The sequence below is a fragment of the Solimicrobium silvestre genome, from assembly GCF_002976435.1.
Lineage (GTDB): Bacteria > Pseudomonadota > Gammaproteobacteria > Burkholderiales > Burkholderiaceae_D > Solimicrobium > Solimicrobium silvestre.
Window position 1 is genome coordinate 1 of record NZ_PUGF01000034.1, and the last position, 21,241, is coordinate 21,241.

At 46.4% G+C, this 21,241-nt stretch carries 14 protein-coding genes and 1 tRNA gene; 4 read left to right on the forward strand and 11 right to left on the reverse strand.

Going from position 1 to position 21,241, the window contains the following annotated elements:
• Nucleotides 1–260: 260 nt before the first annotated feature.
• The 5 genes from S2091_RS22100 to S2091_RS22120 all read right to left on the reverse strand — a co-directional run bounded on the left by S2091_RS22100 (nt 261) and on the right by S2091_RS22120 (nt 7,065).
• Nucleotides 261–794, reverse strand: coding sequence for an REP-associated tyrosine transposase (locus tag S2091_RS22100; protein WP_105534148.1), 534 nt, complete (start codon nt 792–794; stop codon nt 261–263).
• A gap of 211 nt (nt 795–1,005) precedes the next feature.
• Nucleotides 1,006–1,506 (reverse strand): hypothetical protein, encoded by a 501-nt coding sequence (locus S2091_RS22105; protein ID WP_105534149.1) that lies wholly within the window; start codon nt 1,504–1,506, stop codon nt 1,006–1,008.
• Between the two features lie 201 nt (nt 1,507–1,707).
• Nucleotides 1,708–3,882 carry an NHL domain-containing protein gene (locus tag S2091_RS22110; RefSeq protein WP_105534150.1) on the reverse strand — a complete coding sequence of 725 codons (2,175 nt, stop codon included), beginning with the start codon at nt 3,880–3,882 and terminating at the stop codon, nt 1,708–1,710.
• A gap of 45 nt (nt 3,883–3,927) precedes the next feature.
• A complete protein-coding gene (locus tag S2091_RS22115) occupies nt 3,928–4,773 on the reverse strand; it encodes a formylglycine-generating enzyme family protein (RefSeq protein WP_165795068.1) in 846 nt (281 codons plus the stop codon).
• Between the two features lie 72 nt (nt 4,774–4,845).
• Nucleotides 4,846–7,065, reverse strand: coding sequence for a peptidase domain-containing ABC transporter (locus tag S2091_RS22120; protein ID WP_105534152.1), 2,220 nt, complete (start codon nt 7,063–7,065; stop codon nt 4,846–4,848).
• Between the two features lie 496 nt (nt 7,066–7,561).
• Here S2091_RS22120 and S2091_RS22125 point away from each other — a divergent pair, with 496 nt between their 5' ends.
• From S2091_RS22125 to S2091_RS22140, 4 genes are all read left to right on the forward strand, one after another.
• Nucleotides 7,562–8,791, forward strand: a complete 1,230-nt coding sequence (locus tag S2091_RS22125) for a glycosyltransferase family 4 protein (protein ID WP_105534153.1) — start codon at nt 7,562–7,564, stop codon at nt 8,789–8,791.
• 50 nt (nt 8,792–8,841) lie between these two features.
• Nucleotides 8,842–10,497 (forward strand): glycosyltransferase family 4 protein, encoded by a 1,656-nt coding sequence (locus S2091_RS22130; RefSeq protein WP_105534154.1) that lies wholly within the window; start codon nt 8,842–8,844, stop codon nt 10,495–10,497.
• 526 nt (nt 10,498–11,023) lie between these two features.
• A complete protein-coding gene (locus tag S2091_RS22135) occupies nt 11,024–12,865 on the forward strand; it encodes a replication endonuclease (protein WP_423828254.1) in 1,842 nt (613 codons plus the stop codon).
• Nucleotides 12,866–13,151: 286 nt separating this feature from the next.
• A complete protein-coding gene (locus S2091_RS22140) occupies nt 13,152–14,168 on the forward strand; it encodes a tyrosine-type recombinase/integrase (RefSeq protein WP_165795069.1) in 1,017 nt (338 codons plus the stop codon).
• A gap of 87 nt (nt 14,169–14,255) precedes the next feature.
• Here S2091_RS22140 and S2091_RS22145 read toward each other — a convergent pair.
• The 6 genes from S2091_RS22145 to S2091_RS22170 form a co-directional block, all read right to left on the reverse strand.
• Nucleotides 14,256–14,332 (reverse strand) — tRNA-Arg (locus S2091_RS22145).
• 52 nt (nt 14,333–14,384) lie between these two features.
• Complete coding sequence (serS, locus tag S2091_RS22150; RefSeq protein WP_105534156.1) at nt 14,385–15,689, reverse strand: serine--tRNA ligase; 1,305 nt, start codon at nt 15,687–15,689, stop codon at nt 14,385–14,387.
• Nucleotides 15,690–16,020: 331 nt separating this feature from the next.
• Nucleotides 16,021–16,641: a head GIN domain-containing protein gene (locus S2091_RS22155; RefSeq protein ID WP_165795070.1), complete on the reverse strand. Its 621-nt coding sequence runs from the start codon at nt 16,639–16,641 to the stop codon at nt 16,021–16,023.
• Nucleotides 16,642–16,828: 187 nt separating this feature from the next.
• Nucleotides 16,829–18,139 (reverse strand): replication-associated recombination protein A, encoded by a 1,311-nt coding sequence (locus S2091_RS22160; protein ID WP_105534158.1) that lies wholly within the window; start codon nt 18,137–18,139, stop codon nt 16,829–16,831.
• Between the two features lie 29 nt (nt 18,140–18,168).
• Nucleotides 18,169–18,831 (reverse strand): outer membrane lipoprotein chaperone LolA, encoded by a 663-nt coding sequence (lolA, locus tag S2091_RS22165; protein ID WP_105534159.1) that lies wholly within the window; start codon nt 18,829–18,831, stop codon nt 18,169–18,171.
• A 10-nt stretch (nt 18,832–18,841) separates the two neighbouring features.
• Nucleotides 18,842–21,163, reverse strand: a complete 2,322-nt coding sequence (locus S2091_RS22170; RefSeq protein ID WP_105534160.1) for a DNA translocase FtsK — start codon at nt 21,161–21,163, stop codon at nt 18,842–18,844.
• Nucleotides 21,164–21,241: the final 78 nt, after the last annotated feature.

A 21,241-nucleotide genomic window follows, 5' to 3' on the forward strand; every position in this document is an offset into this window, starting at 1 on the left:
TCCAAACCAATCATTTTTACGGTAGTATCCATTTCGGACTCCTTCTCTTGATTGTCGCTTGCCAGCCCACCTGGCTCGCTAGGCACATTATGATGCCGTTTTCAGGAGGGTGGAGTCCATTTCATTAAGGTGTACAAGGTAGGGCGCAATGGGCTTCATCTATTGCGCCGTATGTATACTTAAAATAACCCAGCTGTTTGTTAAAGTTACGAAAGTTGATGACTAACTTTTTTAATGAAATTCACAGCGTATTACACCAACTAGTAATCAACATATTCAGGTATTTCACTACTGCCACCTGCCCAATCTATTGGATAAACTCCATCCTGCACCAAACGATGAAAAGTAGAAAATGGCCAATCACAAACTTGTTTAACCAATCCATGTTTTAGCGGGTTGATATGAACATAATCCATATGTGCAGTAAAATCCTTTTCATCCCGAATCAAGTGCTCCCAATAACGTCGCTGCCATACTCCTCGCTCACCACGCTTTTTTCGAATATCAGAACGCCATTCTTTATCGGGGATAGTTTTTGAGAATCGTGACTTTATTAATCGCCAACGTAGTGCAAAATCAGAATCGCCTATCGGAAGTGTCATGACGCAATGCAGATGATCTGGTAATACTACCCACCCGTGTATCGTGAAAGGATGCGATTTAATTGTTTGCCTTACTGCATCGCGTAAAAAATCGATATGACGAACAAGTAAATCATTTTCTTTACGCTGCAATAAATTCACGGTAAAGAAATAAGTTCCTCCTTTATGCCATGCTCGACGATAATTCGACATCGGTTGTTTTACCTTTCCATGCGGCGTAATACGCTTCGCTATTAGCGCCCTACGTATTGCAGGCTACGCGGGCTGCTCAACTGCGGCATTATCATCTGCTAGAATTTGACTCTGCTGAGCTGGCGTTAAACTAGCTTCACTTGAAGTTGGCTGGGATATTTCTAAGAGATTTGACATGGCATTTCCTAAGAATGTGGGTGTTTAATTATTTTTATTTGCTAGGATTCGGATAAAGCTGAATATTGGTGCGATCTAAATATCTAGTTCCGATTCTCTGTGCCCCTCGCACATAAGATTCTTTGAGTGCCAAATAAACATAAATCTGAGGGCCATGGACTATGAAATATAAATCGGTACCTTCTAAATTTCGTGGCATGACGTGGCGTAAATCAACGGTTTTCTCATAAATTGAGCCAGTTATATCGCCTTGCCATTTCACGTATAAAGAGATTGGTCTATCATATTGAAAACCTATACCTTCGCCATAAAATTTCATCCTCTTGTCTAGATACTCTTTCGGAACACCGTCAATTAAATTTTTTTCTCCCCATAATTTATAATCTAAGACTGCGGCATGTTGGTCATCAAAGCGCATATCAAAACTGAATCCACAAGATCTTTCCTTTACAAATAAATTGTCACATCCGGCCACAACGAATAAGAGCAAACTCAAGATCAAGAGATTCTTTATAAATAAACGGAACATTTTCATATCGATTTCATTTCTTTAAAATGATCATAATTTAGACATATTCACCAACTCGTATGGTGTAATAGCGCGTAGGTTAATGTAATGGACGCTTCCCCTCACTTAAGTAGTGTGTTGAAACTCTACTTTGGCACATTGCGATGCCGTTGTGGGCGGGAGGCGTCCATTACATTAACCTACGCGCTGTATCACACGCGACAAAAGTTACTGTAAATAGAGTTTAAACACTGCGTTACCACTAAGGATCGCAAACGTCTTACTATCGATCATTACAACGCAAGATATATCTTCCAAGACCCGATGCAGTCCAGGCTTAACTTCATAGCTGACTTCCCCACCAGCGACTTCGCTTAACTGTCCTTCTTTACTCCGCCTTTTAACAACGGTACCAATAGCGTAAAAAATATTCTCATCGCCATCAATGGCGAGCGATGCAGGAAAATTGGTAGTCTGAAAACCGTTGAAGAAACTGTTTTTCTCTGACAAGTCGTCAAATGTGCTTACCACACCTTGTGAAGAAATCTCGCGCAGCGTGTGGTTATCAATCACGTATAAATTGCCACCTTGATCTATGGTTATTCCGTCGATGCGCGCAAATTGCGCGGCTTGGCCAGTTTCATCAATGCGGTCACCTCGATTGTTGATATTCCCAACAAAGGTAGCCACCTTTCCAGATTGATCTATTTTTCTAATTGATCCCGCATCCACCACAAAAAGATTTCCTAATTTATCGAAAACCATATTTGCCGGTTGCGTAAAATGAGCATCCATCGCGGCTCCGTCGTTGCTACCGCGTTGTCCTGCTATGCCAGCCATGACTGTGACTTGCCCATTTGAACTAATTTTTAGGATGACAAAATTTCCGGCGTCGCTAATATAGACATTGTTTGACTGATCAACAGCTATTCCTGCAAGATAGCTATGATCAATATCTAATCCTGCTATAGATGAAAACGTTGCTTTGGGTAAGTTCTTGATTACGGGCCAATCAGAGTGCCGGTAGCTAACTAACGTCGTTGTTTTACCGTTTGATTCAATTTTTCTTACTAAAGCATTTCCTCGATCAATTACATATACATTTCCAGCCTTGTCTACTGCCATTTGATTTGGGGTGTTAAAGCTGGCATGATCTGCAATCCCATCCTCACTACCGCTGATTATTTTTTGACCGGCATAGGTTGTGACTAATCCAGTAGCATTGACTTTCCGAACAAGAAAATTATCTGCAACGTATAAACTTCCATCCCTACTTACGGTAATTCCGCCAGGAATAGAAAATGAAGCCAAAGTTCCCTTACCATCGTTACTGCCCCCAGCATCCTGACCAGCTAACGTAGTCACATATCCGTTTATACTAACTTTGCGAATTCTATGGCTATCCGATATATACAAATTTCCCTCGTGATCTACACCGATACCTTGGGGATAGGAAAAATGAGCCGTACTTAACGTACCATCATTATCTTCGGATGTAGTATATGTACCAGTCAAGGTGCTTACTGTCCCATTTGGAGTAATTCGGCGTATTGCCTTATTTCCTGAATCAGTAACATACATAACGCCGTATCGATCAATAGTTATATCGATCGGAGACGCAAATAACGCGTTTATGCCATCTCCATTAACAAAGCCAAATTTGCGATTTATGCCCGCAAATGTACTAACAATGCCATCGCTGCTAATTTTACGAATAGTGGAATTTCCAGTGTCAACAACAAAAATGTCTCCGCTCTTGTTAACCGCTATACCTTTTGGCAAACGGAATTTCGCACTCATTCCCTCGCCATCGGTGTATCCTTGCACTCCAACCTGCCCCGCCAATGTCGACACTACACCGGCAGGTGTTATTTTTCGAATAGTAAAATTCCCTGCATCTGTTACATAGAGATTGCCATGCGTATCTATGGTAATTCCCGTTGGTAGATTAAACCGGGCCTGAGCACCTGGACCATCCTCATTGCCGGGATTGCGCACTTGCCCAGCAAGTGTCGTTACTATGCCTTTTGCGTCTATCTTGCGAATTGTGTGATTGCTTGTGTCAGCCACATACAAATTACCGTGACTATCAGAAGCAATCCCTTTAAATATTTCGACCATACCGTAAGTTGCGTAACCGAATTGAGCATCGTTCAGTGAGCCATCAGCGAACCCGGGTCCATTACTATTTCCAGCAATTAGACTGAGCATACCGTTGGTCGTCGAATCTGGTTTAGGGTTCGCAATGGCACTATTGTCTTCGTTAACATTTAAAGAATTGATTTGAATAGTCGATGTGGAATTTTCATCCCCCCAACTACTAGCACTTGCGTGAACACCAATAGCAATAGTCAAGAAACTAATTACAAAGAATTTACTCAATTGAATTAATTTTGCACTCATGATTTTCCTCAGAATTTAACAGGGCCTAGTCATTGCAATTTAAATTTAGGGAAGCGTCCTAACCACGCGGAATCCGTCGAAGACGAACCGATATGTCTCTTGGAGACCGGCTCGGCTAGCCGAGCGAGTTTGCTCAGGGATGCCGCTCCATTCACCACCTCGAATCACGCGCCCAAATTTACATTGCTTGTCAATTCTCGTAGTACCGTCAGCAGGAGCGTTGTAGGTATTAAAACAATCTTCGACCCACTCCGACACATTGCCACTCATGTCATATACTCCCCACCGGTTCGGCTGTTTTGTGGCTACTGGGTGCGGCGAGCCTCCTGAATTTCCAGAATGCCAAGCTACGCTATCTGCATTGTCGCTGCCGCAGTATTCTTGCCGAACTCCGGATCGACAAGCATATTCCCACTCTGCTTCGCTCGGCAGTCGATATTGCTTACCGGTCTTCTGATTAAGCTTATTTATGTAATCCTGTGCATCGTACCAACTGACGTTTTCGACGGGACACGTATCTCCACAATTAATAAAACCGCTGGGATTGCTACCCATCAGCGCTTTCCATTGTCCTTGAGTGATCGTCGTTTTTCCGATTGCAAACGCTGCCCCTATTATTACTCTATGCACTGGGCCTTCATTACGTAATCCATTTTCCGAATCAGGATCAGCCCCCATCATAAAAGTCCCCCGTGGGATAATTACCATTTCTGGGCAACTGCCGTCGTCGCAGTCACGAAAAGTTGCTCCCAATGCCGTTATAGTTTTGATTAGCGACGATGTTGAATTGGTTCTTTCGGTTATCGTTTGCTCACCAAAACTCAATGAAGGTAGGTATATAAGCGTGCTCAGCAATATTGTGAAAAAAATTAATCGATTTTCAGACTTCATTTGTTTATCCCTTAAAAAATTTAACATTTTGCAAGATTGTTTGATTTCAACCAGCAGGTAGCTTCCCTGTATCTATACAGTCTGATATCCACGTTGATTCAACTGGATTCCATTCTCATCACTCGCTTTTCGCCCAATTTGAACTACCTCATCAACCAGTAAACTTTTCGGCAACGCATGCGTAATAAACAGCATCGTCACCTTGCCCTTTAATTGATTAATCGTCGCCGCAAAGTGTTCTGCTGTCTCTGAATCTAAACTACTGGTCGCTTCATCAAACACAAGGATTTTCGGCTGCTTAAGTAACGCCCGAGCAATCGCCATGCGTTGCTTTTGTCCACCAGACAGTCCCACGCCACGCTCCCCAATTTCGGTCTGATACCCTTGCGGCAAACCTTCAATGGTGTCGTGAATTTCCGCCATCTTGCAGGCATGTACCGCCTGATCAAACGTGGCATGCGGATTAGCCATGAGTAGGTTGTCGTAAATTGTTCCCGAGAACAGCACCGTTTCTTGTGGCACTACGCCAAAGTAATGACGCAGTTCATTGGCCGACAGATAGCGGATATCATTGCCATCCAATTTGATCTGACCATCAGCAGGAATATAGAAACCTTGCAATAGCTTAGCTAAGGTACTTTTACCGGAACCCGATGGCCCCATAATCGCGACTACTTTGCCGGGTTCGACTTTCATCGCAAAGCCTTGATACAGGTAAGGCAGATTGTCGCCGTAACGGAAGCTGAGATTTTCAATATCGATACTGCCGCGATTTTCGCGCAAGCGACTCGGCAGGATGGAGTACGGTTCGGTTGGTGCATTCATGATGTCGCCTAAGCGTTGCACCGACATATTGGCTTGCTGGAATTGCTGCCACAAGCCGACGATACGCAACATCGGTTGCGATACGCGCCCTGCGAACATTTGAAATGCGATCAACATACCAATGGTGAAGGTGCTGTCGTGCATGACGGTATATGCGCCCACCACTAGTATGAGTAACGACATCAGTTGTTCTAAGCCGTTCGCCACTACGTTATAGGTATTGGCAATTTGCTTCATCGAAAAACCAGCTTGCAAGTAATCAGCTAAATAATCGCCATAGCGTGCGGACAGTTGTGGCTCCATTTGCAGACTTTTAACGGTTTCTAGTCCAGAGACATATTCGGTAATGAAGGCCTGATTACGCGCACTGAGTAAGAATTGTTGATTGAGGCGGGTGCGGAAGATCGGTGCCATGATGAGGCTCAGCAGCACAATGCAGCTAATTAAGGACAGTGCGACTAAAGAGAGCATCACGCTGTAATAAAACATGATACCCACAAAGATTAGCAGGAACGGGAAATCCAGCGTCAACGTTACGGCAGCACTGGCCACAAATTCACGAATGGTTTCCACTCCATGCAAGCGCGCTGCAATCACGCCTGTTGGTCGGTGTTCAAAATAGCGCGGTGGCAGTTTGAAGAGATGGTTAAATACCGCGCTGCCTAAGACCGCATCAACGCGGTTACCGGTATGCAGCACCAGATATTGACGCACCCAGGACAGCAATGCAGAAAACAGCATGAACACCCCTAAACCAATCGCAATCACGATCAGGGTGCTTTCAGTGCGATGCACCACCACTTTATCAATCACCACTTGAGTGAATAACGGCGTACCTAATGCCAATAGCTGAATAATCAGTGAGGCGATCAAGACATCACGCCAGACTTTGCGGTGTTTGAGTAATTCGGGAATAAACCATTTAAAGCCGAAGGTGGTGTGCTGTCCCTGTGCGCCATCGGGATCTTTGAGTGCCAGAGTTGCTAACGCGAGCTGAAAGGCGGTTCCTGTGAAGGCTGACTCGAACTCTTCGGGTGTCAGGGTCTTGGGAACATTACTGCCCGCTTCAAACAAAATGACGTGTTCTTCGGTTACCTGCACCACCAGCGCTGGACGCGTAGTACGGGAAGCGACCTGGTCAACCACATCAATAATGGCTTGCTGAACTTCCATCACCACCAGGCAGGGTAAATTCAACCGACCGACTTCCTGGCTAGTACCTTCTTTACATTCTTTGCGTTTGATCTTAAAACCTAGCGCACGTCCTGCGTGAATAAATGAATCAGCGTTATACGGTGGTGGGAATTGTTTGGTCAGCAGACCCGCATCAAATGGCTTGCGATTGAGAGCGCAAAAACTGCCCATTGCCCACACCACATCGTCGACAGAAAAGACGTACGGTGCCGCAGAGGGGCGCGAATTATCCTGCCATGGTGTAGAAACCAGGCGCAACAAACGGCGCGGCATTAACGCATGGCTTTCGAATTGGCGGGAAGTTCCGCGTAAGCTGGATGAGATGCATGACGTGCATCGTTGCGAAAAAAATACTTAAACATAGAATAGTCGCGTAGACAAACAACTTGATGAAACTCGAATACAACATGCCATGTGAACAACCTTAAAAAGTGGAAAATCTGTAATTGAAGAGCAAACAGGGGACTTAACTAGATGTTATCAAGCCAACCAAATGATGATGTATCATTTTTGCCGATATGCAATTTTACCAACTCTAGATTGTTCAATAAGAAATGTATATGCCCTATTTAGGGTATTTTGTGCGTAGTTTCATTTCATCATTACCAATTAAATGCCATAGTGCAATCAAAACTCCATAGATGGCATGTATTTATTTTAAGTAACCCACACGATCGGCTGATGATGCCTATCCCCCAATTATTGGCGTAAATGACACATTATTTCTCCTTATTCTCGAAATTCGTTGAATCGTGTACATTGTTGCCTTATGAAAATCTTATTTATTCACCAAAACTTTCCAGGCCAATACCTGCACTTAGCGCGCCATTTAGGTGCAATGCCCGGTAATGACGTCGTTTTTATCACCCAACGCACTGATGCGGATTTGCCAGGTGTGCGAAAAGTGCTTTATAAACCCCAGCGTGAAGTGACGCGCGGTGTGCATCACTACTTGCGTGAAACGGAAGCCGGTGTGCTCAACGCCCAAAACGTGGCACGCGTAGCACTGAGTTTGAAGGAGGCGGGATTCGTACCGGATGTGATCTTGGGACACAACGGCTGGGGTGAGATTTGGTATTTGAAGGAAGTGTTTCCGACGACACCACTGATCGGTTACTTTGAGTTTTTCTATCGCCAGCATGGTGCCGATGTGGGATTTGAACCGGGGCCAGCGGCAATTTTTGATGTGGGGCCACGAATTCGCACCAAGAACATTGGTAACCTGTTGGCACTGGATGCTGCAGATTATGGACAATGTCCAACTCAATGGCAAAAGTCGTTGTACCCCAAAGAATACCAATCAAAACTGCACATCGTGCACGAAGGGGTGGATACGCAGCTGTTAGTCCCAGACCAGGCAGCGCGCTTTACCATTCCCAATACCGACATTACGTTAACGACCGACGACGAAGTAGTGACGTATGTATCACGCAATTTAGAACCGTACCGAGGTTTTCCGAGCTTTATGCGCAGTCTACCGACGATATTGGCGCAACGACCTAATGCGCAGGTGTTAGTGGTGGGCAGTGATGAGGTGAGTTACGGCCCGAAACTGGCTGGCGATAAAAACTTCCGTCAATTATTGCTCGAAGAACTTGGTAACAGCATTGATTTAAAACGGGTGCACTTTTTAGGCAAGGTACCGTATTCATCCTTTATGAAGGTATTGCAGGTGTCTACCGTGCATGTGTATTTAACTTATCCCTTTGTGTTGTCTTGGTCAATGTTAGAGGCAATGTCGATTGGCTGTGTGATTGTGGGTTCACGTACCCAACCGGTGGAAGAAGTGATCCGCGATGGGGAGAACGGTGTACTGGTGGATATATTTTCACCAGAGGAAATTACGAGCCGGGTTGTGGATGTACTGACGGATCGAAAAGCGTTTGAGCAGATCCGACAACGGGCCAGACAAACGATTGTGGAGAATTATGATTTGCGCTCGATTTGTCTTCCTGCCCAATTAAGGCTGATGAAGATGGCAGCACAGCGTATGTTGTGATGCGGTATTCCATCGCCCACTAACGCATCCTCACTTCACCTAAGCCATCTATGTCACAACCAAACGCAACCCTCCTCTATCAAGCCGAAGGCTATACCACCAATGGGGATAAACTCATGGGACGGCAAGCGGCGGGAGAAGGTTTGTTGCGTGCCGCAGCACAATCCGGTGCCGTGCAGTTATCCTGCCACACGGACAACCCCGCTTCAGCACGTCATTTTGTGGAACAGCTTGCGCAGCATGGTTATTCAGGAAAAACGAACTGGGTGCCAACGGAACATCCTGCTGGGCTTGCGGACAGTGGCTGCTTATATCTTCCTGGACCTAATCTCATGGATTTCGCATGGCGGCGCGCACCACTCGGCGACCGGACTTACAGCCTTTGCGGTATCACCCACACCACCGCGTCACACATTGCCATGACTGCCATCACGGATTTATTGATTGCGCCGGTGCGTAGTTGGGATGCGTTAATTTGTACCTCAACAGCGGTGCGCGATACGGTGCGTGTTTTACTGGAAAATCAAGCTGCTTACTTGTGTGAACGATTAGGCGCTAACCGCTTTGAGTTACCGCAATTACCGGTGATCCCGCTTGGCGTGCATACCGCTGACTATGTTTTTACAGAAAACGAACGCGCTGCGGCCAGAGCCGATCTTGGTATAGGTCAAGACGACATCGTGATGTTATTTGTGGGACGTTTATCATTCCATGCCAAAGCACACCCACAACAAATGTTTACCGCACTGGAGCGTGCGGCAAAAGGACGTCGGGTTCATCTAATTCAATGCGGCTGGTTTCCGAATGCGCCGATTGAGGCGGCTTTTAATGATGCAGCACAGGTATTGTGTCCATCGATATTTCTGCACTATATCGATGGAAGACAAGCGGCAGGTCGACGGCAAGCATGGGCGGCGGCACATATTTTTATTTCCCTCTCCGACAATATCCAGGAAACATTTGGCCTGACGCCGATTGAAGCGATGGCCTCCGGCATTCCGGTCATTGTGAGTGATTGGGATGGCTACAAAGATACCGTTCGTGATCAGATTGATGGATTTAGGATACCGACATTAACGCCACCAGTGCCACTGGGAGCTGATCTTGCGCAACGCTATGAGAACGGCACGGATACGTATGACGTGTACTGTGGCCTGGCGAGTCAATTAACGGCACTCGATCCCGTTGCCTTAGAAATGGCCTGCAGCAAATTAATTGTCGATGCTGAATTACGCCAACAGATGGGAGCAGCTGGTTCTGCACGTGCGCGCGAGGTCTACGAATGGAAAATCATTTACCAGCGGTATCAAACATTGTGGGCTGAATTGGCGGAGCAGCGTCGTGCTGATCCTAACTTACACGGGCCTTTAAAAGCATTTCATCGACCGGATCGTCTTGATCCATTTGCTGCCTTTGCGAGTTATCCGACATCACAACTCAGCGGTAAACATGTCGTTTCATTACGCGATGAAGCAGCTCAATTGTCATCCCGACGGCACATGGCAATGAATTCGTTTGCGCAACGCGTTCAATTGTCTGCGGAAGAGTGTGAGATGATTTTTACTCGATTAAAACAACATGGAACCCAGACTGTTTCTGAAGTGATCGCTTGTTTTAAGATCGAGCGCCGCCCCTATATTGTGAGGGGATTGGTGTGGCTAGCGAAGATGGAGGCGGTGCATATTTTTGTTTCAAGCAATTCATAGTTACATGCTTCCCCAAAACAACAACGCTCTAAGCGCATTTTAAATTTCATCCCATTCATTTACGAGACCTGAGAGCGTTTTAGTTTCAATTGTATTTAATTGAAACAAGCCATATTTAAAAAAATCACTTTAGTACTCTAAGTCATCTCATCCCGGATGGGTTACGCACTAATCAAGAGCACGGCGGATAAAAGCTGGCCATTTATTTTCTTGCGGAAATAAATCAACAAATCCTTTGCTGCACAATTCGCTTATACCCTTCAAATCAAGTGACATAAGCCGAGTTCTTGGGACATAAAATCAACTCAAATGCAATCAAAATTTTGACCAGAGGGTTAGATACGCGGATAACAACCCTCTGCTTAGTGATATTTTTTGAGCAACACGGCACTATGCTCACATGAATCCAAACCTTTCTCCACATAGCTTAATCAAGATTAATGCCATCAACGTCAGCACGGCTGCCGCGGATGGCAACTTCCAATGCGAAAAAACGTCACCGATTGATCTACAGCTATTCAATAAAATGTTTTCCAAGGGCACGACGATGTCGGCGCGGCGTCGCCATGAGCTTTTCTTTGAAACGCCCAAATTCACAAAAGAAATTGCGCGTATTCCCTATAAATGGCGCAAACGTCTTATGGATCGCGCTTTTCAAAAAATGGCTTGGTCGTATTGGCATCGGATCTACGAATCCATCGCCATCGATTTTGTGCGTGATTTTGCCAAACAGTATGTGCCAGCGGGTATTGATATGTCGCAAGACGATAACGACATTATTCAGACAGCAAAAAAAGCCGCTCGCACTGTATCAGAAGGACTTTGTGCAGCGCGCTCGGATCAACATGTCCTCCTCATCGTTCGCGCTATTTGTCATGAGTACGGTATTGCCGCACCGGAGTTTGAGAAATTATCGGATGTGGTCGCACGTGCGATAGATCACCGTTGGTGGCGTCGGCAATTACGAAAAAGTATCGGGCGCGCTTTTGAAGCAGGAAATATTCGCTTAGGTTATGTGCATTATCGTGGTGAGCCCTACGCCAGTAATGAGGCGGTATTGAGTCGTTTGTCTCAAAACCGCCGTAATGCCTTGGCGATGGAAACGACTCTGCTTCAAAACGAACATGGTGAGCAATTCAGTATTGCGGAATTAGCCGAAAAAACGACGGCGAATAAATCGATACGGCGCGGCGAACTCATGCTGCGGATTAACGGATTTGAGGCCATCGCCAAAGAAAATGGCGATCACGGCATTTTTGTCACCTGGACGTGTCCATCCCGTTTTCATGCGACGCACTATAACGGCCAACCCAATTCAAACTATAGCAACGCCACGCCGCGTGAAGCCAATGCGTATTTATGCAAAGTGACGTCGTTGTGCCGTTCGGCATTGGCCCGCCTTGGCATTGGATTATATGGTTTTCGGATTGCGGAACCCCATCACGATTCCTGCCCACATTGGCACTTGCTGCTATTTGTACGTCCCACTGACAAATTCAAAAAACACCATCTTCAGGATTTGGTGAGTCGCGCTATCCGCATCATGAAACGCTACGCATGGCGCAGTGATCGTGGCGAAGCTGGTGCGTTTAAACACCGCTTGGATGTGAAGCGCATTGATTGGAGCAAGGGTAGTGCCGCTGGCTATATCGCCAAATACGTCGCTAAAAATATCGACGGTGTCGAGCAGCATAAAACCCGTGAAGGTTATACGGTCGCAGCGGATTTAAACGGCGACGTGGAATTAACGCCTTCCATGCGCGTAGAAACCTGGGCCGCCAGATGGGGAATCCGTCAATTTCAGCAGTGGGGCGGTGCGCCGGTGACCGTGTGGCGTGAATTGCGCCGTATTAAACAAGACATGATGAACGAAGCGCCAGAACCCATGCGCCGCGCTTGGGATGCTGTGCAAAAAATCGAAGGAATAAAACGCGCTGACTGGGCGGAATATTTACGTGCTCAAGGCGGTGCCATCGTGCCACGCAAAAAACTGGTCATTACCTTAGCCAAGGATGAAAAAACCGTCATTGGACGTTACGGTGAAACGATCAAAGTGACGCCGTATGGTGTGCATTGTGCAGCCTTGATTGGGGTTGTTTTTAAGTCGGTGCGCCATACGTGGACGCCGGTTAATCACGGTGGTGATGGGGCTGTTTTTGATCTTCCTCGGACTCGTGTAAATAACTGTACTCATCCCAATTCAGCATTACCCGAAATTGGGTTGAATTCATCGCCATTTACTGTTCCAGATCAGAGTCAGGTTCAACAAAACACCACCAATAACGCAATGAACAGTAGATATGGACCGCAATCGAAGAGGCCTCCCTGTTTAGTTACCTCAAAAAGTGAAAGGGCAATTTTACGATGATGAACTTGCCACGATTTATACGCTATCGCGATGCACCTGCTTATTTAGGAGTAGATCGAGGGCGGTTTAATACTGAAATCCGGCCGTATTTGATTGAAATACCCATTGGTGAGCGAGGAATTGCATTCGATCGACTTGACTTAGACGAGTTTGCCGACCAATATAAGCAGCGCAACGGTCGTCTAAGTCGCAACACAAAGGTTTTACCATGCGAACAAGGACAAAAGGAATCCAATCGACCGCCAATAACGGGAAGATTGTTAACAAAGAATACCGGGGAAAGCGCGTGTATGCGCGCCTCGGCGCAGTTAGTCAAGAGGAAGCCGAGGCATGGTTGCGGAAAGAGCAAACCAGAATCGACAACGAACTTGAGCAAGGCACGCAACGCAATTTCGCAATTGCTGCAAGAAAATATTTAGAGGATTGCGAGCGGCGCAAAGTGCGCACATTAGAATTGATCGCGTATCACATTACCCTGGCATTGCCTTACATCGGTACTAAACCGTTGGAGGCGGTACATACAGGGAGTTTGCAAACGTTTTGTGATAGCCGCATTAATGATGACGGGGTAACGCCAACGACAGTGAACCGCACGTTGGAAGTGGTCAGGTCAATTCTGAATAAAGCTGCACGGGTATGGCGTCAGGAAAATGGTTTGCCGTGGTTGGTATCGGCACCGTTGATTGAAATGCTGGATGAAACACCGCGACTTCCTTACCCGCTAGCATGGGAAGAGCAATCCAGGTTGTTTGGGGAATTGCCTGCGCACCTTGAGCTCATGGCCTTATTTGCCGTCAATACGGGTTTAAGGGATGACAACGTGTGTGGCCTCAAGTGGGACTGGGAACGGTATATACCTGAACTAAAACGCAGCGTATTTATCATCCCTGCGGCAGAGTTCAAGGGAAATCGGCAGCATGTCGCCATCTTGAATGATGTTGCTTGGAAGGTAGTTGAGTCGTGTCGCGGTATTCATTCTGATTACGTTTTTACATATCGGAATGAAAAAAAATCATTACCCGCGAACCGAGTTGATACCATGAATAATACCGGGTGGCAGAAAGCACGAAGTCGCGTTAACTTGAGTCAGGTGCGGGTACATGATCTTCGGCATACATTTGGACAGCGACTACGCGAAGCTGGCGTAGCGAACGAAGATCGTGCAGTGTTAATGGGGCATGCAACCAGTAATATGTCGGAGCATTATGCAACACCGACCATTTCCAGATTGATTGAAATGTCCAATTTGGTAACGAAAACACGCGATGCCATGACGTTATTACGCGTAGTAAATGGGAACTAAAGGAAAAAAAGTCGCGCAGAAAGTCGCGCAACAAAAGCAAAAGGGTCAGCGCATAAACGCTAACCCTTTGACTTTAAAGCATAATACTGGTGCGGCTGGCAGGAATCGAACCCACGACCCCTTGGTTCGTAGCCAAGTACTCTATCCAGCTGAGCTACAGCCGCGAAAGACGTGATTGTACACGGCTTTGCGCGCGATTGGAAGCACTACTGCTAATTAGTTTGCACCTTCAGGTTTTAAACTAATTACACCGCCCATATACGGATGCAATACGGCTGGAATGTTAACGCTGCCGTCGGCTTGCTGATGATTTTCCAGAATCGCTACCAAAGTACGGCCAACCGCTAAACCAGAACCATTTAAGGTGTGCAATAACTCTGGCTTACCTTGCGCGTTACGGAACCGTGCTTGCATGCGGCGCGCCTGGAATGCTTCCATATTGGACAGCGAAGAAATTTCGCGATAAGTATTTTGCGCTGGCAGCCATACATTGATATCGTAAGTTTTCGCCGCAGAAAATCCCATATCGCCGGTACACAAGGCCATTACCTGATACGGTAAATCGAGTTTTTGCAAAATCACTTCTGCTTGCAATACCATTTGCTCCAAGGTCGCATCCGATTCATCGGGATGCACAATTTGCACCAACTCGACTTTATCAAACTGATGCTGGCGTATCATGCCGCGTGTATCGCGGCCATAGCTGCCTGCTTCGGAACGGAAGCATGGTGTATGCGCGGTGAATTTCATCGGCAAACTAGCGAGCGGTACAATTTCGTCGCGCACGATATTGGTTAAAGAAACTTCTGAAGTTGGTATCAGATATAAAGTTTCCTCCTCGCCTCCCTCTTGCCCGCCTTTTTTAACACTAAATAAACCATCAGCAAATTTAGGTAATTGGCCGGTGCCACGCATCGAAGCGGCGTTGACGATATACGGCGTATAGCATTCGGTGTAGCCATGTTCCATCGTATGCGTGTCGAGCATAAACTGCGCCAAGGCACGATGCAGACGGGCGATGCCGCCTTTCAGCAACGTGAAGCGTGAACCGGTTAATTTAACAGCAGTATCAAAATCCAACCCGAGCGATGCACCGACATCAACATGATCACGCACTTCAAAGTCAAACTGGCGTGGCGTGCCAAAACGGCGCACTTCCACGTTATTCTCTTCGCTCGCGCCGATCGGCGTAGTCGGGTGCGGTAAGTTGGGAATACCTTCTGCAAAATTGGTCAGTTCAACTTGAATTTGCTCTAAGCGGGTGGCGGAGCTTTTTAATTCGTCCGCAATACCATTCACTTGTTCCATCAAGGCGGAAGCATCTTCGCCTTTACCCTTGAGCATGCCGATTTGCTTGGACAAACTATTACGCAAGCCTTGCAATTCTTCACTGCGTGACTGGCATTGTTTGCGCTGCGCTTCAAGCGCATTAAAGCCATCCACATCTAAACTAAATTTACGTTGCGCTAATCGTTCGGCAACAGTGCTGATGTCTTTACGGAGAAGTTGAATGTCTATCATGGCGAATGGCGATTCTTGGTTGATGATTTAGTGGGTACGCTATAAAGAAGCGAAGAAGCAGAATTGTAACTTAGCGCTGAGTTTTGGTCGACATATCCGCATTTCAGCATCAAAAATCCCTTAAAACATGTACTTTCCCTATTTCTTGGGAAATTTAACGCATTCGATGAGTTTTCACGTCGACAATAGTGTGTTTTTAATAATATATTTTGAGGCCAATATAAAATCTTCGTTATATAGCGAGAACTCTATTAGGTGCGCTAGTATGCTAAAACAAAAAAGCGCAGCCCCATAAAGGTACTGCGCTTTTTTAAAAACCTTAAATTACGACTTATTTGCCAGCGGAAAAGCCACCAATACCATCGATCGATTTATCAATAGAGTGAGGATTTCCATAATAGGTAACGGAACCAACACCATGCGCCACAACATTTAAGTGGTTGCTGGCATACATTTCAACGCTGCCAACGCCGTCAAAATCCACATCAGCGTTTTCAGCCAAGAGTTTCTTGGTATCAACATCGCCGACTCCATTTGCTTTTAATCTGAGCCATTTGATTTTGCCGGACGCTTCCAGATTACCCACACCTTCGTAGCCGATATCGATCCGGTCACCGTCAATATTTTTGAGCACAACCGAACTCACGCCTTTACCTTTAAACAAGCGCAGAGCAGGAACGGTAATAGTGACTTTAGTCGTAGTCGAAAATATCGATCCATGTTTTTCGTCAGGACTGGTAATTAATAATTGCCCATCAACGACACTTAACGACAATTTTTTAATCGCTGCATCAGATCCGGTAGCAACCACGGATTGCGCACTGCCAGCGGTAATAACAATATCAAACACGCCTTCACTTTTCACCGCATTAAAAGCAGGGAATTGATAGGTTTGATCGGCGTTCGCAAAACTGCACAAAAACAACAAGGAAAGAATGACTAGGCGGCGCATGTAAAACTCCTCTAATAAAATAAAAAGTGGCATTCGCTGCCACGCTTTTAATGTTGATCTAAGTGTTGCTTGTTGAGTGATGACGAAGTATAGATATTTGCCACAAACACCCGACCAGCTTTGCGACGAACTGCTTATTTTCGTGCATAGATTGCACAATTTACTCTATTTTTAATTGCGAATTCAACTATTTCTTCGATTTTTTAGCCGCCGCATCCAAGCTACGCAAATGCGCCAATTTGTCGGCAATTTTAATTTCCAAACCACGCGGAACCGGCTCGTACCAATGCGGGTCAGGAATACCGTCCGGCAGATAAGTTTCCCCAGCAGCGTAGGCTTCGGGTTCGTCATGCGCGTAGCGGTAAGCGTGGCCGTAACCAAGCTCCTTCATCAGCTTGGTTGGTGCATTACGCAAATGCACCGGCACCTCACGTGATTTGTCTTGTTTAATAAACTCCATAGCTTGATTAAACGCGTTATAACCTGCATTACTTTTTGCCGCTATCGCCAAGTAAATCACCGCCTGCCCTAAAGCTAATTCACCTTCCGGTGAACCCAACCGTTCATAAGTAGTGGCAGCGTCATTGGCGATTTGCATGGCGCGTGGATCGGCGATGCCAATGTCTTCCCAAGCCATACGTACAATGCGGCGCGATAAATATTTAGCGTCGGCACCGCCGTCCAGCATGCGGCACAACCAATACAAAGCCGCATCGGGATTGGAGCCGCGCACCGATTTATGCAGGGCTGAAATTTGATCGTAAAAATTATCTCCACCTTTATCAAAGCGGCGCGCATTTAATGTCAGCGCATTTTGAATAAATTCGGGGGTGATTTCGGTGGTACCAACTCCAGCTGCCGCGCTGCTAGTTTGTTCCAATAAATTCAATAAGCGCCGCGCATCGCCATCGGCATAACCGACCAACGTATCAATCGCTGCCGGGTCAAACTGCAAATGCGCCAAAACCTGGCTCTGGGCACGTGTGACTAACAACTTTAATTCATCTTCGGTGAGTGACTGCAAGACATACACTTGAGCGCGCGACAGCAAGGCGGAATTGACTTCAAACGACGGATTTTCCGTCGTCGCGCCAATAAATGTTACTAAGCCGGATTCGGCATACGGCAGCAGCGCATCTTGCTGCGCTTTATTGAAGCGATGAATTTCATCGACAAACAAAATTGTGTGCTTACCTTGCGCCAGATATTGTTCCGCCTGCTCCATCGCAGCGCGGATATCTTTAACGCCAGAAAACACGGCAGATAGCGCAATAAATTCACAGGCAAAGGCATTGGCGGTTAAGCGCGCTAAAGTGGTTTTTCCAACGCCCGGCGGGCCCCATAAAATCATCGAATGCGGACGACCCGATTCAAACGCCAAACGTAAAGGCTTACCGGCACCCAGTAAATGACTTTGGCCGATAACCTGGTCCAGATTTTGTGGACGCAAGGCTTCGGCCAAGGGGGGCGTTGGTGCTACTTTAAACAAATCATCCATGAATACGCTGTGCTAAGTGAGTAACTAAATTAATGCTTAACATCAGAATTAAAAACGTCAGCACCGGCAGGTGCAGTAAATTTAAATTGATCTGGTTTTAATACCGGATTTTTTTCAAGATTCTGCAACAAAATTACCGTGGTTTGATTAAAAGTATCGCGCAAATCCATCTCACGCGGCACACCGTCTTGCATGCCGATACTGATTAAGGCAAAGGTGCTGTCTTTATCTTTAGGCGTGGCTTGCAACCAATCCATGCCATCTTTTTGACCAACATCTTTTAGCGTGAAATTTTTCTCTAAGTCATTGCTGCCAAACAGAATCGCAGCCGGGCTGGAACTCAGCGCCGTGCCTAACAATTTAACGGTGACCTGATTTAAATCTTTATCGTACATATATAATTTTTCGCCATCGGCTTGCAGCAATTGATCATACGGTTTTTGATACAACCAAATAAATTTACCCGGACGCGCAAACATAAAAGTACCGCTCGACTGATTGGATAATTTAACTTCACCCTTCACTACTTTAATCTGGCGTTGAATGAAATCACCTTTAGCTGAATGTGTGCTGCTGACAAAAGCTTTAAATTGATCGAGTCCACCGGCTTGCGCTGCACCTGCCAACAAAACACTGCTCATTGCGATAGATATGCTGAATTTTTTTAAAACAGTAGTTATTACAGTAGTCATTACTTTTATCCTATTCCTGCGGAGGGGTTGGCACTAAAATTTCACGGTTACCATTACTTTGCATGGTAGATACGATGCCGCTTTGCTCCATTTGTTCTAATAATCTAGCGGCGCGATTGTAACCGATGCGCAAATTCCTTTGCACCAGTGAAATCGAAGCGCGGCGATTTTTTAATACGATCGCCACCGCAGAATCATACAGCTCATCGGACTCATTGCCACCAGCCACGCCAGTCGCACCATCGATGCTGAGGCTTGCGCCATCTTCCGCGACGCCGCCTTCCAAAATACCTTCAACGTAATTCGGAGCACCTTGCGACTTAAGGAATTCCACGACCCGATGTACTTCTTCATCCGACACAAACGCACCATGCACCCGAACCGGAAAACCGGTACCGGGTGGCATGTATAACATATCGCCCATACCCAGCAATGCCTCAGCACCCATTTGATCCAGAATCGTGCGTGAATCAATTTTACTGCTGACCTGAAATGCAATTCGAGTTGGGATATTGGCCTTAATTAAGCCGGTGATCACATCCACCGACGGACGCTGCGTGGCTAAAATCAAATGCAAACCTGCTGCACGGGCTTTTTGCGCAATACGGGCAATCAGCTCTTCCACTTTTTTACCGACTACCATCATCAAGTCAGCCAATTCATCAATAATAATAACGATGGTTGGCAACTCTTCCAGCGGCTCCGGCGCATCCGGCGTCAAACTAAACGGGTTAGAAATATGTTCTTCGCGCTTGGCAGCTTCAATAATTTTACTGTTATATCCGGCCAGATTTCGGACGCCTAATTTCGACATTAAGCGGTAACGCCGCTCCATCTCATTCACCGCCCAATTCAGCGCGTGCCCAGCTTGGCGCATGTCGGTAACCACCGGCGCCAACAAATGCGGAATGCCTTCATATACCGACATTTCCAACATTTTTGGATCAATCAAAATCATCCGCACAGATTTAGGATCAGACTTATACAGCAGCGATAACAGCGTGGCATTGATACCGACCGATTTACCAGAACCGGTGGTACCAGCAATTAACAAATGCGGCATTTTAGCCAAATCCGCGACCACCGGATGTCCGGCGATATCTTTACCCAACGCGATGGTCAGCGATGAGGCGCTGTCGTTATATAGCTGTGAGCCAAGGATTTCCGTTAAACGCACAATCTGGCGTTTAGGATTCGGCAACTCCAATCCCATGTACATTTTGCCCGGTATGGTTTCCACCACGCGGATCGAAATAATCGACAATGACCGCGCCAGATCACGCGCCAAGCCGACAATCTGACTACCCTTTACGCCGGTAGCCGGCTCTATTTCATAACGGGTAATTACAGGGCCAGGATAGGCCGCTACCACTTTCACATTCACGCCAAAGTCGGAGAGTTTTTTCTCAATTAAGCGACTGGTAAATTCCAGCGTTTCGATACTCACTGTTTCTTGCACAGCTTTAGCTTCGTCCAGCAAGGCTAACGGCGGTAAAGAGTTGTCGCTTAATTCAGAAAATAAAGCCGCCTGTTTTTCTTTTTCCACCCGCGTCGAGCGCACCACCGCCACCACTTGTGGCTCAATCCGTACCGGCACCGCTTCCACATGTTTGGCACGCTCTTGCACCACCACGACTTCACGCTGAGTGGCGGCTACCTGGCCGACCATACGGTCTTGACGTGCGGTGTATTTTTTAACAATCCAATCTAGCGACAACTCCAGCCCGGTGCCGATTTTTTCAGCCACGGTCAACCAGGAAATTTGAAACAGTACGCTAATACCCAAAGCAATTAACACCAAAAAGAAAAGGGTCGCGCCGGTAAAACCTAATACGCTATACGCCGCATTACCAATCACCTCACCCAACACGCCGCCCGGTGCGCGCGGCAAGTGGAAATGGTAGGAATACATGCGTAAATATTCCATACCCATGCTCCCGCTAAATAACAGAGCAAAGCCCGTGCCGCGCAGCCAGCCTAGGTAGCGATGTTCCGGCTCCCAATTTTCCATATTTCCCAGCTGAGAATAAGAGCGCGCTACATTAATACCTAACAACAAAAACCACCACCAGGCTGATTTTCCAAACACATACAACAACAAATCGGCACACCATGCGCCAAAATGGCCACCCCAGTTTGCTATATGGTCAACTTGGTTAGATTGCGACCACGCGGGGTCATTCGGTGAATAGCTAAGCAATATCATGGCTAAAAATGCCGTTACTGCCACTAAAACCAACCAACGCGCCTCACTAAGCAACATCACCATCCGACCAGGCTTGGTGGATGGCTTGTCTTTATCTGGGTCTCTTGTGTAGGCAGCTTTGCTCATAAATCCATAATCTGAAATGTTGAATTTGGTAAAATAACCTATAATCTTAACCAGTTTTTTGTAACTCCAGCAAAAATA

Excerpts from the sequence above, each read along its gene's own strand:
- S2091_RS22105 (WP_105534149.1), bottom strand. The coding sequence starts at position 1,506 with ATGAAAATGTTCCGTTTATTTATAAAGAATCTCTTGATCTTGAGTTTG.
- S2091_RS22100 (WP_105534148.1), bottom strand. The coding sequence starts at position 794 with ATGTCGAATTATCGTCGAGCATGGCATAAAGGAGGAACTTATTTCTTT.
- serS (WP_105534156.1), bottom strand. The coding sequence starts at position 15,689 with ATGATAGACATTCAACTTCTCCGTAAAGACATCAGCACTGTTGCCGAA.
- S2091_RS22170 (WP_105534160.1), bottom strand. The coding sequence starts at position 21,163 with ATGAGCAAAGCTGCCTACACAAGAGACCCAGATAAAGACAAGCCATCC.
- S2091_RS22155 (WP_165795070.1), bottom strand. The coding sequence starts at position 16,641 with ATGCGCCGCCTAGTCATTCTTTCCTTGTTGTTTTTGTGCAGTTTTGCG.
- S2091_RS22115 (WP_165795068.1), bottom strand. The coding sequence starts at position 4,773 with ATGAAGTCTGAAAATCGATTAATTTTTTTCACAATATTGCTGAGCACG.
- S2091_RS22160 (WP_105534158.1), bottom strand. The coding sequence starts at position 18,139 with ATGGATGATTTGTTTAAAGTAGCACCAACGCCCCCCTTGGCCGAAGCC.
- lolA (WP_105534159.1), bottom strand. The coding sequence starts at position 18,831 with ATGACTACTGTAATAACTACTGTTTTAAAAAAATTCAGCATATCTATC.
- S2091_RS22120 (WP_105534152.1), bottom strand. The coding sequence starts at position 7,065 with ATGCCGCGCCGTTTGTTGCGCCTGGTTTCTACACCATGGCAGGATAAT.
- S2091_RS22125 (WP_105534153.1), top strand. The coding sequence starts at position 7,562 with ATGAAAATCTTATTTATTCACCAAAACTTTCCAGGCCAATACCTGCAC.
- S2091_RS22135 (WP_423828254.1), top strand. The coding sequence starts at position 11,024 with ATGTTTTCCAAGGGCACGACGATGTCGGCGCGGCGTCGCCATGAGCTT.
- S2091_RS22130 (WP_105534154.1), top strand. The coding sequence starts at position 8,842 with ATGTCACAACCAAACGCAACCCTCCTCTATCAAGCCGAAGGCTATACC.
- S2091_RS22110 (WP_105534150.1), bottom strand. The coding sequence starts at position 3,882 with ATGAGTGCAAAATTAATTCAATTGAGTAAATTCTTTGTAATTAGTTTC.